Here is a 15,232-nt window from a genome sequence, read left to right as displayed (position 1 = left end):
GGATGACTACTCGCGGACCGCCCCCTGGAGCAGCCCGCGGACGAAATGGCGCTGGAGGAACAGGTAGAAGACCACGACCGGCGTCGCCACGATCACCGAGCCGGCCGCGAGAAGGGTGAAGCCGGAGGTGTACTGGCCCTGGAAGAAGGCCAGACCCAGCGGCGCGGTCCGCAACGACTCGCTGGTCACCATGATCAGCGGGATGAGGAACTCGTTCCAGGTCCACATGAAGACCAGGAGGGTCAGGGTGACGACGGCCGGCCGGGCCGGCGGCAGCAGCACCCGCCACAGGATGCGCCAGCTCGACGCGCCGTCGATGCGCGCCGCCTCGACGATCGCCCGGTTGGACGCCCGGAAGTACGCCCGCATCCAGAACGTGCCGAACGCCACCGACAGCGCGACCTGCGGCAGCGTCACCGACCAGAACGTGTCGATCAGGCCGAGCGTGCGCAGGTCGAAGTAGAGCGGGACCGCGATGGCCTCGCTCGGCATCATGATCCCGACGAGGAACAGGTAGAACAGCGCCGACTGGCCGCGAAAGCGCATGGTGCCGAACGCGTACCCGCTCATGATCGACAGGATCACGCTCACGACCACGACGAACGCCGACACCAGCAGGCTGCTGCGCAGGTAGGTGCCGAAGTGCCCGATCTCCCAGGCCGCGGCGAAGTTGCCGAGCCCGGCCGTGCCGCCGCTGTCGGCGGGACCGAGCGCGGCCGACAGGATCGTCACGATGGGGAAGAGCGCGAACGCGGCGAACGCCGAAAGGATCACGTAGTTGGCCACCCGCTCCCCGCGCGAGATCACGTGGCCCCCCTGTCCGCGAACCTGTTGATGCCGAACGAGATGGCGAAGATCACGACGGTGAGCGTCACGCCGATGGCCGCCGCCGAGCCGACCTGGCTGAGCCCGAAGGCCCGGTGGTAGACCTCGTACGACGGCACCGACGTGGAGTCGCCGGGGCCGCCGCGCGTGGTGACGTACACCAGGTCGAACGTGCGCAGCGCGGCGATCACGGTCAGCGTCAGCGCCACCGCGATCTCCCCGCGCACCGACGGCAGGGTGACGGCGAAGAACTCCTTGACGGCCCCGGCCCCGTCGAGCCGTGCCGCCTCGTACAGCTCGACGGGGATGCGGCTCATCCCGGCCAGCAGCAGCACGGTCACCAGCCCTGTCTCGAACCACGTGCCGACCACCCCGACCGCGGGCAGCGCGAACGTGTGGTCGCCCAGCCAGCCCCGCGTCAGCGAGTCGAGCCCGAGCGCGCCGAGCAGGCTGTTCAGCGTGCCGTCGGGGGCGTAGATGCGCCGCCAGGCGACGGCCACCACGACCATGGCGATGACCTGCGGCAGGAACACCACGGTGCGGAAGAACCCGAGCCCGCGGACCTTGGCGTGGTGGAGGATCGCCGCCAGCGCCAGCCCGATGGCCAGCGGGACGACCGCGTAGAACACGATGAGCACCAGGGCGTGCCCGAAGGCGGCCCGCAGCCCCTCGTCGGCGACGAGCGCCACGTAGTTGTCCAGGCCGGCCCAGCGGCCGAGCGACAGCCCGTCCCAGTCGAAGAACGACAGGTGGACCGCGCGGCCGATCGGGTAGAGCAGGAACGCCGCGTAGATCAAGAACGCCGGGAGCAGGTAGAGGTAGGCGACGCGGCGCGGCTCCCCCGGAGGCCGGGCCGCGCCCGTCCGCTGGGTCACCCGTTGCTCTCAGCGAAGGTCTTGTAGTCCTTCTCCAGCGTGGCCAGGAACTCCTGCGGGCTCGCCTTCCCGGCCAGCAGGTCCTGCAGCGCCGCGCCCAGCGTGTCGGCGAACGTCGGCGTGGCGTAGTCGAGGTAGGGGACCAGCCCGTTCTTCGCGGTCACCGTGCCGAACGCGGAGAAGACGTCCTGCTGCGGGCCCTCGGGCACCTTCTGCGCGGCCGTGTCGGCGACGGGCAGGTTGCCGGTGTCGGTGAGCACCTTCATCGCGTCGGCGCTGGTGATGAAGTCGATGTACGCCGCCGCCGCGTCCGGGTGCGGGCTCTTGGCCGTGATGGCGAACGGCAGGCCGGTGCCCCCGGTCGCGACGGGCGCGGCGCCGGCCGTGGCGCCCGGCGGCAGGATGAAGCCGACGTCGTCGCCCAGGTTCTTCTGCAGGTCGGCGAGGAGCCACGTGCCGGCGATCATGAAGACGCCCTCGCCCTTGCCGAACGCCTGCCACGCCGGGTCGTAGCCCTGCCCGTTGAAGCCCTTGTTGAAGTAGCCCTCGCCCACCCAGTCGACGAGCTGCTGGGCGGCCCTGGTGTTCTCGGGCGTGTTCCACGAGGCGCCCCTGCGGCCGAAGGCCAGCGTGCGGATCTGGTCGGCGGGCACCTCGCGGCTCTGCACGGTGCCGAACACGTGCACGGCGGGCCACTTGTCGAGGTTGCCCAGCTGCATCGGCACCTCGCCGGCGGCCTTGGCCTTGGCCAGCGCCGCCTGGAACTCCTCCCAGGTCTTCGGCGGCTCCAGGCCCAGCTCGGTGAGCTTGGCGGCGTTGTAGAAGATGCCGACGACCTCGCCGACCTGCGGCAGGCCGTACAGGTTGCCCTCGCCGAACAGCTTGCCGTCGGCGCTGTAGCGCGAGTAGCGCAGCACCGACTCCGGATAGCGGTCCTTCCACCCGTACGCCTCGGCGTAGGAGTCCAGCGGCAGCAGCTGGCCGGCCTTGACGAACGCGCCCATCGAGGAGCGGCCGTTGTTGGCCTCCACCACGTCGGGCGGCTCGTTGCCGCTGAGCGCCAGGCGCAGGGTGGTGTTGAGGTCGTCGAAGGAGCGGGACACCCGGTTGAGCTTGATGTTGGGGTATTTCGCCTCGAACGCGGCGTTGAGCTGTTTCATCTGGGCCGCCTGCCCGCCGCGTACCTCCTGGTCCCAGACCGTGAGAGTGACGTCGCCGAGGGTCGCGGCGTCCGTGCGGACCGCCGACGCGCTCGGCTGCGAGGGGGTGGCCGCCGGCGGGGCCGAGGAGCCGGGCGCGCACGCCGTGAGGGCCAGGGCCGCCGCGGCGAGCACGGCGAGCGTCCTGGAACCCGGCGATCTCGTGCTCCGGACTTCTCGCGTCGGGGCGTTCATGGTGTCACTCCTTCTGCGCAGGCACGCGAGACGTGGCCGGGCCCTCGTCGCCGGGGTCGTCGGGCGCCTCGTGGGGGGTCTTGTGCGGCTGCGTACCCGTGGCTCCGGGCGGCATGCCCACGTCGGCGTAGCGGGCGATGGTGGCCGCCGCGCGGCGGACCGCGCCCACCGGGACGGTGGGCACCAGCCGGTCGAGGAAGGCGTAGCGGCGGGCCAGCGAGCTGCCGTAGGCGCCGCTGCGGTCGGCCGCCGCGCGCACCTCGTGCCACCAGTCGGCGATGTCGCCCCAGCCGGGCGCGGCCAGCGAGCCGCCGAACTGCTGCACCGCGAGCCCCGCGCAGACCTGCGCGAAGGCCAGCCGGTCGGTGAGCGGCCAGCGGCACAGCGTGCCGAGCACGAGTCCGGCGCCGAAGACGTCGCCCGCGCCGGTGGGGTCGAGCGCCGTCACCCGCGGCGCGGGGACGAACGCCTCCTCGCCCGTCGTGGAGTCGATGGCCATGGCGCCGTTGGCCCCGTCGGTCACCACCGCGAGGGGGACCTTGTCGGCGATCACGTAGAGCGCGTCGCGCGGGGTGTCGGCGCCGGTGTAGGCCATCGCCTCGATCGCGTTGGGCATGAACGCGTGGCAGAAGGACAGCTGGTCGAGCATCGACGACGGCCAGGAGCCCGACGGGTCCCAGCCGACGTCCGCGAAGATGAGGGCGCCGTTCCGGTGGGCCGGCTCGGCCCAGTTGCTCGAACCGCCGGGCGAGCCGAGCGGCTCGTCGGGGGAGAGCGTCACGATCACCGCCCGGGACCGGGGCGGGGAGCCGATCATCTCGGCGCTCGCCATGGGAGCGGGGTGGCCGTGCGTCACCATGCTGCGGTCGCGGTCGACCGCCATGGAGACCGTCACCGGCGAGTGCCACTGCTCGAAGCGCCGCGACCTGGACAGGTCGACCGCCTCCTGCTCCTCGAGCGTGCGCCAGCAGAAGTCGCCGTAGTCGTCGTCGCCGAACGCGGCGGCCAGCGCGGTACGCAGGCCCAGCCGGCTGGTCGCGATGGCCAGGTTGGCGATGCCGCCGGGGCACGAGCCCATCCCCTCGGCCCAGATCTCGGTGCCGGCGGCGGGCATGGCGGGCAGGCCTGTGAAGATGATGTCGAGGAAGACGGTGCCCGCCAGGAACACGTCGAACTGCGGACCCTCAGGTGTGCGCTCAGCGGCGAGAGGGTCGTACGCCTGGGCAGACACGGGGATGGGGCCTCCTCGACACTCCGATTGTGCGCAATCTTGCATGTTTGCTCGCGTACTTCAAGTACTTTGCCGTTGTTTTTGCTTAGTAATGCTTACTCTTGCGCGAATTTGACTGATAGACTCGCGCCGTGCTTCAGCGCCTCAGGCATGCCGAGATCATGCGAAGGGTCCGGCTCTCCGGCGCGACCAGCGTCCGCGATCTCGCCAGCCAGCTCGGCGTGAGCCCGTCCACCATCCGCAGGGACCTCGAGGTGCTCGACCGCGACGGCACGCTCAGGCGGGTCCGCGGCGGAGCCCTGGCCGGCGCGGACGCCGACGACGACCGGCCCTTCGCCGAGGTGGCCGCGGTCGACGAGCAGGACAAGGAGGCCGTGGCCGTCCGGGCCGCGCAACTCGTCGCCGACGGCGAGGTGCTGCTGCTCGACATCGGCACCACGACGATGCGGCTGGCCAGGAGGCTGCGCGGCCGGCGGGTCACGGTGGTCACCTCCAGCCTGGCCGTGCTCGACGCGCTCCGCTCCGATTCCGCGGTCGAGCTGCTGCTGCTCGGCGGCATGGTGCGCAGGACGTACCACTCGCTGGTCGGGGTGCTCACCGAGGCGGCGCTGAGCCAGGTCGTCGCCGACCGGGTGTTCCTGGGGGCCAGCGGCGTACGGCCCGACGGGCAGCTCGTCGACACCACGCTGGCCGAGGTCCCGCTGAAGCGCGCCATGATCGCGGCGGCGGAGCAGGTGGTGCTGCTCGTCGACCGGCACAAGTTCCCCGGCACCGGCGCCCTGCGGGTGTGCGGGCCCGAGGACATCGACCTGATCGTCACGAACGAGGGCGCCGACGAGACGACGCTGCGCGCCTGCGCCGCCGCGGGATCCCAGGTGCTTCTCACATGAAGGGGTGCGGATGAGACTGGCCGTCCTCGGCGGCGGAGGCTTCAGGGTCCCGCTCGTCTATGGCGCGCTCCTGCGCGACGCCGCCAAGCCGCGCGTGGAGGAGGTGGTGCTCCACGACGTGTCCGCCGAGCGGCTCGATGCCATGCTGCACGTGCTGCGCTCCCAGGCCGCCAGGCACGACGACCCGCCCGAGGTGCGCGTCACCACCGACCTGGACACCGCGCTGCGCGACGCGGACTTCGTCTTCTCCGCCATCCGCGTCGGCGGGCTGGCGGGCCGCGTCGCCGACGAACGGGTCGCGCTGCAACTGGGCCTGCTCGGCCAGGAGACGACCGGCCCAGGCGGCATCGCCTACGGCCTGCGCACCGTCCCGGTCGCGGTGCGGGTGGCCGAACGGGTGGCCGCCCTCGCCCCCCAGGCCTGGGTCATCAACTTCACCAACCCCGCCGGCATGATCACCGAGGCCATGCGCCAGGTGCTCGGCGACCGCGTGATCGGCATCTGCGACTCGCCGATCGGGCTGGTGCGCCGGGCCGCCGCCGCGCTCGGGCTCGACCCGGCACGCGTGTCGCCCGGATACGTCGGGCTCAACCACCTCGGCTGGCTGTGCGGCCTGACCCACCAGGGCGAGGACGTCCTGCCCCGCCTGCTCGCCGACGACGCGGCGCTGCGGCAGGTGGAGGAGGCCCGCGTCTTCGGCGCCGACTGGGTGCGCACGCTGGGCGCGATCCCCAACGAATACCTGTACTACTACTACTTCACCCGCGAGGCGGTCGCCGCGATCTCCGGCCGCACCCGCGGCGAGACCCTGCTGCGGCAGCAGGACGACTTCTACGCGGCCGTACGGGCCCGGCCGGGCGACGCCCTGGCCGTGTGGGAGAGGGCGCGCAGGGAGCGCGACGAGTCGTACATGGCCGGGGAGCGCGGCGTGGCCGCGGCCGGGGAGCGCGACGCCGCCGACCTGGAGGCGGGCGGCTATGAAGGCATCGCGCTGGCCCTGATGGCCGCCATCGCGCGCGGGGAGTCGTCCACCATGATCCTCAACGTGCGCAACGGCGGCGCGGTGCCCGGGCTGCCCGCCGAGGCGGTCGTGGAGATCCCGTGCACGGTGGGCGGCGGGGGCGTGCGGCCGCTGGCCACCGGCCCGCTCCCCGGCCGCTTCCTCGGCCTGGTCCAGCAGGTGAAGGCGGTGGAGCAGACGGCCATCGAGGCGGCGCTGTCGGGGTCGCCGCGGCAGGCGGCGGCGGCGTTCGCGCTGCATCCGCTGGTCGACTCCGTGCCGGTGGCCCGCGAACTGCTCGACGGCTACCGGGCCCGCATCCCGGAGCTGGACGCGGTCTTCACCCGCCCCTGATCCGTGCGGGCCCGTATACGTGCGGGTCTCCGATGCGTCGGGGTCTCCTGCGCGTGCGGGCCGCTGCCTCGTGCGGGTCTCCGGTCCGTGCGGCCTGGCCCTCCGTGAGCCTGGCCGGCCGTGCGGGGCGCCGCTGATGTCACCGTCCGTCCGGGCCGGGTGCGGACGCCGTACCCGCCGGGCGGATGCCGCACCGCCAAGGCGGACGCACCGGTCAGGGGGACGCACCGGTCAGGGGGACGCACCGGTCAGGGGGATGCATCCGTCAGGGGGACCCCGTGCCCGGCCCGGTGACATGGCAGGCGAAGGGCTGAGGCGATCGGCTCAGGTGATCGGATGGGGTGGGCTGATCTGCTGGCGATGGATGATCACGTCGAACCAGCCGGCCGGTGAGCTCCCGCTCATGTAGTGGCCCTCGGGCTCGGCCGGGTCGTACGCGGCCACGCAGCGCATCTTCGCCGGCGTCCGCAACCATGCGCGCACCGCGGCGGGTGCCCGCGACGCCCTGAGGTCGACGGCGTACTGGGCGTGCCGCACCGCGGCGAACGGCGCGTCGGCCCAGTCGCGCGGCGGCGCGGGCACCCGGGCCGGCCTTCCGTCGGCGCCTGCGAGGGTGCCCCGGGTGAAGGTGAACCCGATGGAGCGGTACTTCTCGCCGTACCAGCGCCGCAGGAGCGACCCGGCGCCGTCGAAGCGCAGGGGCGGCTGGCCGGGCGCGTGGACGGTCATGCCGGACGCCTTAGCGGTGTGCGGCGAGGCCGCCCAGTAGGCGATCCTGTCACCGGTACGGCCGCGCCACCAGCGCAGGTTCTCGGCCGCCCGCGCGTCGCGGTACTGGTAGATGTTCTTCTGGTCGAAGTACTCGTAGAAGGAGACGATCTGGCGGGCGTGCTGCAGGGCCAGCTCGTACGCGCGGTCGCCGTCGTCGTGGGGCACCTTCCTGACCAGCTCGTACGCCTGGCGCGCGTGCCGGATGTAGGGCTTCTTGTCCTTGACCCCGTAGTACCACTGGACGTAGGCGCCCATGTCGGCCGTGTCGGGCCGGATCTTCCACATGTGGCGCGCCAGCTCGGCCTTCCGGCCGGGGGCGGTCTCGGCGACGTACCTGGTGACGGCGTCGTAGGCCCGGTGCCCGGTGGCGAAGCACTCCACGCCGACGAACCGCACCTGCTTCTCGTGGGTGGCGTTGTACGCGCGCAGCCAGCGCAGCACGTCGGCCACCTCCCGTGTCCGCCAGGTGCGGGCCATCTTCCGCACCAAGGTGTTCACGTCGCCCTTGCCGGTGCGCAGGTAGTCGTCGACCTCCAGGCCCACCGTCCAGTCCTCCTCCCAGGCGATGGAGCGGAAACCCAGCTCCTCGACCAGGTAGCGCAGCGTGCGGTGCTTGAGCCTGGTCTCCTCGGCCGCCCCGTGGGTCGACTCGCCCAGCCCGACGACGGACGCGTCGCCCACCATGGGACGGAGCGCGGCCAGGTCGGTCAGCGGGGCCGCGGGGTCGATGCCGGCGAGGGGCACGGCGTGCCGCCGGAGCCAGCCGGTCACGGACGAGCCGGCCCTTGCGGTGGGCGCCGCAGCCCGCCCTGCCGTGGGCGCTGCCCCCTGCCCCGCGGTAAGCGCTGCCGCCTGCCCTGCGGCCTGCCCTGCGCTGAGCGCTGCGGCTTGCGCTGCCGCCGCTGCCTGCCCTGCGGCCTGCCCTGGGGTGAGCGTTGCGGCTCGCCCTGCCGTGGGCGTTGCGGCCTGCGCCGCGGGGGTCGCTGTCACGGCGATCACGGTTGTTCCCGCCGCCGCCAGTGTGAACGCCTTCCACGGCCATCGCGGGCGTGCGTGAGAATGTCGCATGCGTGTCTCCTCCCTGGGCCCCGCCGCCGCCCGGCCGCGGGGTGTCGTTCGTGCCACGCGTCAAACCCTGCTGGCCAAGGCCCTTTCCCGCGTCGGCCGTGGAGCGGCGCGCCCGCTACGTCGCCTGGCGTAGCCGGGCCGCTGCGATCGTGGCTGGTTCGCGTGCCCCGGCGTACACGCCCGTAGTCCGGGAGGAGGATCCCGTCAGGCCGGCGTCGTCGCTCAGCCCGCGCTGCGGGACGGCGCGCGGCGCTCGCCGCCGCCGCCTCCTCCTCCTCGGCGCGGCCGGCCCCATGCTCGTCGTGACAACCGTCCCGCGGCGCGCCGCCCAGCCGTCCTCGCCGCGCAGTCCGGGCTCGGGATCATCGACTGATCGTCGTGACGACCGGCACGTGGAGCGTCGCCAGGCCCGTTCTGGGCCGGTGCCGTCCAGCCCTGTGCTGCCATAAACATCCCTATCACTCCCTGACATGCACCATAATGGGGACTGCTATGGAGCATTTCACCGTGGAGCAGGTGGCGGCCCAGCTGGGGCTGCACGTCAAGACCGTGCGTAACTACGTGCGTGACGGACGGCTGCCCGCCGTGCGGATCGGCAAGCAGTACCGCATCGCCAAGGAGGATCTTGCGGCGTTCACCGGCCTGCCGGTCGCCACGCCCGCTCCCGCACCCGCCCGCCGCGCCGAGGTGTCGAGCATCGTGCAGATCGACGGCATCGCCAGGGGCGACATGGACCGTGTCAGCACGATGGTCCTGGGAGCCCTGGCGGGCGAGCCGCGCGGGTTGCGCGTGGAGTTCGTCCACGACGAGGAGCGCTCCCACCTGAAGATCATCGTTCTGGGCGGGCTCGAGGAGACCGCCCAGGTGCTGCGGATCGTCGACGCCCTGGTACGGGACTGACCCCCTCGGCCGCCGCCGACCTGGATCAACCAACGTTCTGGAGATTGCCATGCCCGACCTCTACGTCTGCGACCCGCACGGCGAGCCTCTCCGCGAGGCACGCGACGCGCTCGACCTGATCGGCGAGGCCTGGGGGCGGCAGGCCACCTGGGTGGCCGTGCCCGTGGAGCGCCTGCACGCCGACTTCTTCGTCCTGCGCAGCGGCGTCGCAGGAGAGTTCGCGCAGAAGTTCGTCAACTACCGGATCGGCCTGGCGGTGGTCGGCGACGTCTCCCGTCTCGCCCCTCCCGGCTCCGCGCTGGAGGCGTGGGTGACCGAGTCGAACCGGGGCGAGCACATCTGGTTCGTACGCGACCTCGAGGAACTGGCGGAACGGCGGTCGGGCCGCGATCACTCGGCCGATCCGCGCTGAGACCCGCTGAGACCTGCCGGGACGCGCCCGGGCCGGGCCGGGGCTCAGCCGGACTTCACGGCCGCCTCGATGCCGTCGAGCAGCACGGCCAGGCCGACGGCGAACGTCTCGCCCACCCGGTGTTCCAGGTAGGGCTCGTCCGTCGCGGGCTCGTCGTCCTCCGACTCCACCCACGTCACCATGGGGAACCGGGCGGCGAACCCGGGCGCCACCTCCTCCAGCAGCGACGAGCGGGCCTGCCACCACTCCTCGTCGGACACCCCCGTCGCCGACGGTGCCTGCCGCGACTCGGAGACCGTCCTCGCCGCCCCTCGTACGAAGTCGGACAGCAGCGCCACGACCCCCCGCAGCCGGCGCGGCCGCAGGCCGGTCTCCCGCAGGATCCGGACCAGGCCCTCCAGCATCGCGAACTCGTTGGGCCCCAGCACCGGCCGCGCCTGCGACACCTGAAGCACCCACGGATGCCGCAGGTAGAACGCCAGGACGTGCTCGGCCCATGACGTGACGGCCGCCCGCCACCCGCCGCTCAGGTCGTGCTCGGTGGGCAGCTCGGCCAGGACCCGGTCGTACATCAGGTCGACCAGCTCGCCCTTGTTCGGCACGTAGGTGTAGAGGGCCATCCCGGTGCGGCCGAGCCGCTCGCCGACCTTCCGCATGGACAGCGCCGCCATGCCCTCGCTGTCGGCCACGGCGATGGCGGCGTCGACGATCGCGTCGACGCTCAGCCCCGGCTTGGGGCCGGGCCGCACCTCTCCCGGCTCTCCCGTGCGCCACAGCAGTGCCATCGAGCGGCGCGCGTCACCCTGCCCGGCGTAGACGACCAACGCGGAACTCCCCACGCGGAATAAACTCTTTACGCCATAAAGGCTATCAGCGGGCGCCTCTGCGGGCGGCCACAGCGGCGATCATCTCCCAGGCAGCCTCCGGGTGGAGCGTCTCGGCCGGGTCGCCGGAGAAGGGGTCGAGGACGACGGTCCCCGCGCCGAGCAGGCGCAGTTGCTCGAGGTCGTCGGTGATCTGCTCGATCGTGCCCACGCCCGCGAGCCGGTCGGGGCCCGTGACGGGCGACGCGGTGACCCGCAACATGATCCTGGGCGCCAGGTCGGGCACCGGCCGGCCCTGCCCGGCGGCGAGGTCTTTCAGCCGCGGCCACGTCTCCCGCAGGTAGGACATGGTGTTCCTGAGCGGGTGCCAGGCCTCGCCGAACCGTGCCGCCCTGCGCAGGGCCGCGTCGCTGTTGCCGCCCACCCAGATCGGTATGCCGCCGGAGCGGTAGTCGTGCTCGCCCGCCCAGGCGGCGCGGATCGCCGCGAGATGCTCGTCGGTCAGCCGGCCGCGCCGCTCGTGCGCCACGCCGAGCGCCTCGAACTCCTGCCGCGCCCACCCGACCCCGACACCCAGCACCAGCCGCCCGCCGCTGAGGTCGTTGAGGTTGGCCGCCATGCGGGCCACGAGCAGCGGGTGCCGGTAGGGGACGATCAGCACGGTCGTGCCGAGGGCGATGCGGCTGGTGCACCCGGCGAGCCAGGCGAGGGTGGTGAAGGGTTCGTAGAAGGGCGCCGGATATTTCTGCGCCACGTCGGGGGTGATCACGACGTGGTCGGACACCATCAGCAGGTCGAACCCCAGCCCTTCGGCGGTCTGCGCCCACCGCCGCAGGACGCCTGGGTCGGTGCCGGGGCCGAAGTTGGGAACGTTCACGCCAAGTCGCACCGGGCAAGGCTACCGAATGCGGACGGCCGGGCGACGCGGCGGAGAAGCCGTGGTCCCGGCACCCGTGCGGCGGGGGCCGGGACCAGGCGGGTCGCGGGATGTCAGCGGGTGAGCCAGTCGAACACCCAGCTGCGACGGTCCCAGTTCGGGTTGCCGCGCCCGTGGTCGTGGCGTGGGACGCAGGCATCGATGTCGCGGGTGCCGGCGAACCTTCCGTGGTCCGTCACGTGGTGGTAGGTCGAGTCTTCGTTCACCGCGAGGTCACAGTGGTGCGGGTGCCGGCTGGAGTCGGCGGCGGCTGCGCCGGCCCCGAACACCACGGCCGCCGCGGCCAGTGCACCGCCGGTGGCGATGAGGGTACTTCTCATGATCTCCCCCTGTAATCACGAAGTGACATCGGCCATCACTATACGTAGCGATCTTGTGGCAGCAGGGAGCGCCACGCCCTTTTTTGATCAACAGGACGGCTGCGCCGCACTACGGTTTGACCGCCCGCACGTAGCACAGCAGCGGCCACAGGTCGCCCTCGGCCTGCACCTGGAACCCGGCGGCCGGCACCAGCGCGGCCGGCGTCTCCCTGGGGTCGTGCCCCAGGGCGTGCCCGCTCACCAGGCCGGTCAGCCGGCGCGCGAGCGGCCGCCGCGGCGGGCGGAGCTCCGCGATCAGCAGCCTGCCGCCCGGGCGCAGCACGCGGAACATCTCCCGGACGGCGGTCTCCCGCGCCCCGGCCGGGATGTGGTGCACGGCCAGGCTGGAGACCACCACGTCGAACGGCCCGCCGGGCAGGTCCAGCGCCTGCCCCTCGCCCACCAGGTAGGCGCAGTTCGCCGGGGCGCGGTGGCGGGCGTAGGCGATCATCCGCGGCGACGGGTCCACGCCGACGACCCGGCCTCCGGGTGCCACCAGCGGCGCCAGGCGGCGGGTGAGGTAGCCGGTGCCGCAGCCCACGTCCAGCACCCGGTCGCCGGGTCCGGCGCCGGCCAGTGCGGCCAGCTGCGTGAACACCAGCCGCCTGCGCCCCGCGTAACCGAGGCGGGAGAACAGCTCGTAGGCGCGTGGATGGTCGATGGTGCCGGAATGCTCGTGGTGGTGGCGCAGGAGCTTTCCGCGGCCCATGCCGGTCACCTCCTGTTCGGTCGGCACCTCATCAGCCTGCCCCGCCGGCGGTCAGGCAAGCAGGACCTCCGCCCCCACGGGCTGGTATCCCGCCGCGAGGAACGCCCGGACGGCGGCCGCGTTCCCCGGCGCGACCTGCGTCCACACCGGCTCGGGGACGAGGTGCCTGGCGCACGTGGCCAGCGTCCGGCCCGCACCGCGGCCGCGGTGCCCCGGCTCGACCTCGACGGCGATCTCCCACCGTCCGGCCACCCCGCGCCCCACGGCGAGCAGGCCGCCCTGGCCGGTCCACACGCGTACGGCGTCGCGGAACCTGCGGGCCCGCGCCACCCGGGGGTGGTCGCCGCCGGTGACCTCGCTCAGTGGAACGGGCGGAGGGCCGTCGAGGGGCGGGGCCAGGCCCAGCAGGTCGACGTTGCCGATCCGCCGGCCGGTCCTGTCCGCGATGGCCTGAAGGAACGGCGGGCAGAGCGGCGCGGACAGGTCGTCCGCCGGGAGCCGGTCACGGACCCAGCCAGGGTCGAGGTCGGTGAAGACCACCGCGTGCGCGGTGAAGGCGATCACGCCGGCGTCGCGGGGTGACGGCTGGGGCACGATCGTCACGCCGCCGTCCGCCGCGGGCGGCCGGCCGCGCTGCACCTCCGCGAGGAGTTCCGTCAGCGATTCCATGATCTACATTGTAAAGGCGCCCGGCGGGGTCATTGCCGCAGATCGCGTACGGCGGCCAGGTAGGCGCGGATGGCGTCGCGGTTGCGGGCCAGGCAGTCGATACGCTGCTGGATGCGGGCGGCCTCGGCCTCCAGGAGGCCGGCGAGCTCGGGCGTGAGGCATTCCGGGTGCAGGTGGATCTCGTCGGGCCCGTCGAGGAACGGGAGGATGCGGCGGATGATCTCCGTCGTGAGCCCCGAGTCGAGCAGGCCGCGGATCTGCTGGACCCGCTGGACGGCCGAGGGCGGGTAGGAGCGGTAACCGTTGTCCGCGCGTTCCGGGTGGAGGAGGTCCTGCTCCTCGTAGTAGCGAAGCATGCGTGTGTGGACGCCGGTGCGCTGGGAGAGCTCCCCGATTCTCATGGCGGACCTCGGTTGGTGGGGCCGGGAATTGCCTTCACACTGATGTGAAGGTTTCAGCCTAGTCCCATGGCTGATGAGATGCACGACGGCGCGGAGCGCGCCGGGAGGATGCCGTGGCCGGGACTGCTGGCGTTGTTCGCGGCGGCGTTCACGGCGGTGATGACGGAATTGTTGCCCGCCGGGCTGCTGCCGCAGATCGGAGCGGCGCTGGGGGTGCCGGAGGGGCGGGCCGGCTTCCTGGTGACGGCGTACGCGGTGGCGTCGTTCCTGGCGGCGATCCCGCTGACGGCGCTGCTGCGGCGGTTCGCCCGGCGGCCGGTGCTGGTGGGGACGCTGGTGGGGTTCGCCGCCTGCAACGCGGCGACCGCGCTGTCCTCGTCCTACGCGGTGACGTTCGGGGTCCGGGTGCTGGCCGGGGCGATGGGCGGGATCCTGTGGGCGATGCTGGTCGGTTACGCGGCGCGGATGGTGCCGCCCGAGCGGCGGGGCCGGGCGATCGCGATCGTCTCCGCCGGGATCACGGTGGCGTTGTGCGCGGGCATCCCGGCGGGTGCGGCGCTGGCCGGGATGTTCGGCTGGCGGGCCGCGTTCGGCGCGCTGGCCGTCGCGGCGGCAGTCCTGGTGGGGTGGGTGCTGGCCACGGTCCCCGGCTTCCCCGGCGAGGCGGCGGCCGGACGCGTGCCGTTGCGGCGGGTCGCCGCCGTACCCGGGGTCGCGACGGTGCTGGGGGTGACGGTGCTGGTGCTCGTGGGGCACCAGGCGGTGTACACGTACCTGGCGCCGCTCGCCGCGCTGACCGGGGCCGGGCGGACCAGTGTGGTGCTGCTGGTGTTCGGCGTGGGGACGGTCGCGGGGATCTGGGTGGTGGGCGCGGTCATCGACCGGGCCCTGCGCGTGACGCTCGTGGTGGTGCTGGCCGTGGTCGCGGGCGCGATGGTCGTGCTGGGCGCGCTCGGAGGGCCGGTCACCCTGGTGGCGGTGGCGCTGTGGGGCGCGGCCTTCGGAGGCGTGCCGACGTTGCTGCAGACGGCGCTGGTGAACGCGTCGGGGCCGGAGAACGCCGACGTGGCCACCTCCATGCAGACCACGGTGTACAACGCCGGCATCGCGGGCGGGTCGCTGGCCGGCGGGCTGGTGCTGGAGGGTACCGGTGCGGGCGCGCTGCCGTGGACGGCCCTGCCGCTGGTGGCGGTCGCCCTGGCGATCGTGCTCGCGGCGCGCCGGCACGCGTTCCCCGGCCGCCGGGCCGCTAGAGACCGTGCCTGGCCAGGGGATCGACGAGTTCGCGTTCCTCGTACGACAAGTGGGACAGCAGGCTGTCGGTGAGCAGGTCCACGGCGGCGCGCAGGTCGCCGAGGCCATCGCCAAGGTCACCGAAGTCTTAGCACCCCGCCGCCGTACCCATTGATCAACTGACTGGCGGCTGGCTGAGGTATAGGAGGTCTGGGCCGTCACCGAGCACCGTGCTCCACCCCGGAGCCGACACTGAACCCTTTTCAGGCTCCGCGGCGAGAGGCCTAGTCACAGCATGATCGCGATGCCGGTGTTCAACCGATGACGTAAAGAAGCTCCTGGTAGACGGGTTGATCACCACAATCCACACCGTCGCCACC

Annotated in this window: 16 protein-coding genes; 5 read left to right on the top strand and 11 right to left on the bottom strand. The window is 72.8% G+C overall.

All coding sequences use genetic code 11. From position 1 onward, the window contains the following. Nucleotides 1-6 precede the first annotated feature (6 nt). Genes E1292_RS29980 through E1292_RS29965 form a run of 4 tightly spaced genes read right to left on the bottom strand, consistent with a single transcriptional unit; the run spans nucleotide 7 to nucleotide 4,325 of the window. Nucleotides 7-807 carry a carbohydrate ABC transporter permease gene (locus E1292_RS29980; RefSeq protein WP_132598948.1) on the bottom strand — a complete coding sequence of 267 codons (801 nt, stop codon included), beginning with the start codon at nucleotides 805-807 and terminating at the stop codon, nucleotides 7-9. Then, entirely contained in the window at nucleotides 804-1,700 is an 897-nt protein-coding gene (locus tag E1292_RS29975; protein ID WP_132598946.1) for a carbohydrate ABC transporter permease, read from the bottom strand. The genes E1292_RS29980 and E1292_RS29975 overlap by 4 nt, the downstream gene beginning before the upstream one ends. Continuing rightward, nucleotides 1,697-3,094 carry an extracellular solute-binding protein gene (locus tag E1292_RS29970; protein WP_132598944.1) on the bottom strand — a complete coding sequence of 466 codons (1,398 nt, stop codon included), beginning with the start codon at nucleotides 3,092-3,094 and terminating at the stop codon, nucleotides 1,697-1,699. The genes E1292_RS29975 and E1292_RS29970 overlap by 4 nt, the downstream gene beginning before the upstream one ends. Before the next feature lie 4 nt (nucleotides 3,095-3,098). Continuing rightward, nucleotides 3,099-4,325 (bottom strand): PfkB family carbohydrate kinase, encoded by a 1,227-nt coding sequence (locus E1292_RS29965; protein ID WP_132598942.1) that lies wholly within the window; start codon nucleotides 4,323-4,325, stop codon nucleotides 3,099-3,101. Nucleotides 4,326-4,456: 131 nt separating this feature from the next. On the opposite strand from E1292_RS29965, the gene E1292_RS29960 reads away from it, so the two are divergent. Next, the gene (locus E1292_RS29960; protein ID WP_132598940.1) at nucleotides 4,457-5,215 is read left to right on the top strand and encodes a DeoR/GlpR family DNA-binding transcription regulator; all 759 of its coding nucleotides are present in this window, start codon (nucleotides 4,457-4,459) and stop codon (nucleotides 5,213-5,215) included. 10 nt (nucleotides 5,216-5,225) lie between these two features. Next, nucleotides 5,226-6,569, top strand: coding sequence for a 6-phospho-beta-glucosidase (locus E1292_RS29955; protein ID WP_132598938.1), 1,344 nt, complete (start codon nucleotides 5,226-5,228; stop codon nucleotides 6,567-6,569). Between the two features lie 324 nt (nucleotides 6,570-6,893). On the opposite strand, the gene E1292_RS29950 is transcribed toward E1292_RS29955, so the two are convergent. Then, nucleotides 6,894-8,111, bottom strand: a complete 1,218-nt coding sequence (locus E1292_RS29950) for an erythromycin esterase family protein (RefSeq protein ID WP_165974807.1) — start codon at nucleotides 8,109-8,111, stop codon at nucleotides 6,894-6,896. A 789-nt stretch (nucleotides 8,112-8,900) separates the two neighbouring features. Between E1292_RS29950 and E1292_RS29945 the strand changes: the two genes are divergently transcribed. Together E1292_RS29945 and E1292_RS29940 are read left to right on the top strand one after the other, a co-directional pair. Further along, nucleotides 8,901-9,308: a helix-turn-helix domain-containing protein gene (locus E1292_RS29945; RefSeq protein ID WP_132598934.1), complete on the top strand. Its 408-nt coding sequence runs from the start codon at nucleotides 8,901-8,903 to the stop codon at nucleotides 9,306-9,308. A 49-nt stretch (nucleotides 9,309-9,357) separates the two neighbouring features. Next, nucleotides 9,358-9,720: a DUF4180 domain-containing protein gene (locus E1292_RS29940; RefSeq protein WP_132598932.1), complete on the top strand. Its 363-nt coding sequence runs from the start codon at nucleotides 9,358-9,360 to the stop codon at nucleotides 9,718-9,720. A gap of 44 nt (nucleotides 9,721-9,764) precedes the next feature. On the opposite strand, the gene E1292_RS29935 is transcribed toward E1292_RS29940, so the two are convergent. The 6 genes from E1292_RS29935 to E1292_RS29910 form a co-directional block, all read right to left on the bottom strand. Further along, the gene (locus E1292_RS29935) at nucleotides 9,765-10,544 is read right to left on the bottom strand and encodes a TetR/AcrR family transcriptional regulator C-terminal domain-containing protein (protein ID WP_132598982.1); all 780 of its coding nucleotides are present in this window, start codon (nucleotides 10,542-10,544) and stop codon (nucleotides 9,765-9,767) included. A 46-nt stretch (nucleotides 10,545-10,590) separates the two neighbouring features. Continuing rightward, the gene (locus E1292_RS29930; protein ID WP_132598930.1) at nucleotides 10,591-11,433 is read right to left on the bottom strand and encodes an LLM class flavin-dependent oxidoreductase; all 843 of its coding nucleotides are present in this window, start codon (nucleotides 11,431-11,433) and stop codon (nucleotides 10,591-10,593) included. A 101-nt stretch (nucleotides 11,434-11,534) separates the two neighbouring features. Continuing rightward, nucleotides 11,535-11,801 carry a hypothetical protein gene (locus tag E1292_RS29925; RefSeq protein WP_132598928.1) on the bottom strand — a complete coding sequence of 89 codons (267 nt, stop codon included), beginning with the start codon at nucleotides 11,799-11,801 and terminating at the stop codon, nucleotides 11,535-11,537. A gap of 109 nt (nucleotides 11,802-11,910) precedes the next feature. Continuing rightward, nucleotides 11,911-12,576 (bottom strand): class I SAM-dependent methyltransferase, encoded by a 666-nt coding sequence (locus E1292_RS29920; protein ID WP_220447119.1) that lies wholly within the window; start codon nucleotides 12,574-12,576, stop codon nucleotides 11,911-11,913. 24 nt (nucleotides 12,577-12,600) lie between these two features. Then, nucleotides 12,601-13,218: a GNAT family N-acetyltransferase gene (locus E1292_RS29915; protein ID WP_132598926.1), complete on the bottom strand. Its 618-nt coding sequence runs from the start codon at nucleotides 13,216-13,218 to the stop codon at nucleotides 12,601-12,603. Between the two features lie 29 nt (nucleotides 13,219-13,247). After that, a complete protein-coding gene (locus tag E1292_RS29910; RefSeq protein ID WP_132598924.1) occupies nucleotides 13,248-13,619 on the bottom strand; it encodes a MerR family transcriptional regulator in 372 nt (123 codons plus the stop codon). 66 nt (nucleotides 13,620-13,685) lie between these two features. Between E1292_RS29910 and E1292_RS29905 the strand changes: the two genes are divergently transcribed. Further along, nucleotides 13,686-14,945, top strand: coding sequence for an MFS transporter (locus tag E1292_RS29905; protein ID WP_220447118.1), 1,260 nt, complete (start codon nucleotides 13,686-13,688; stop codon nucleotides 14,943-14,945). The last annotated feature ends 287 nt before the right edge of the window (nucleotides 14,946-15,232 follow it).

It is taken from the genome of Nonomuraea deserti (assembly GCF_004348685.1).
GTDB classification, from domain to species: domain Bacteria; phylum Actinomycetota; class Actinomycetes; order Streptosporangiales; family Streptosporangiaceae; genus Nonomuraea; species Nonomuraea deserti.
The sequence above is the reverse complement of the archived record's forward strand: the minus strand, read 5'-3'. Positions and strand labels throughout refer to the sequence as shown.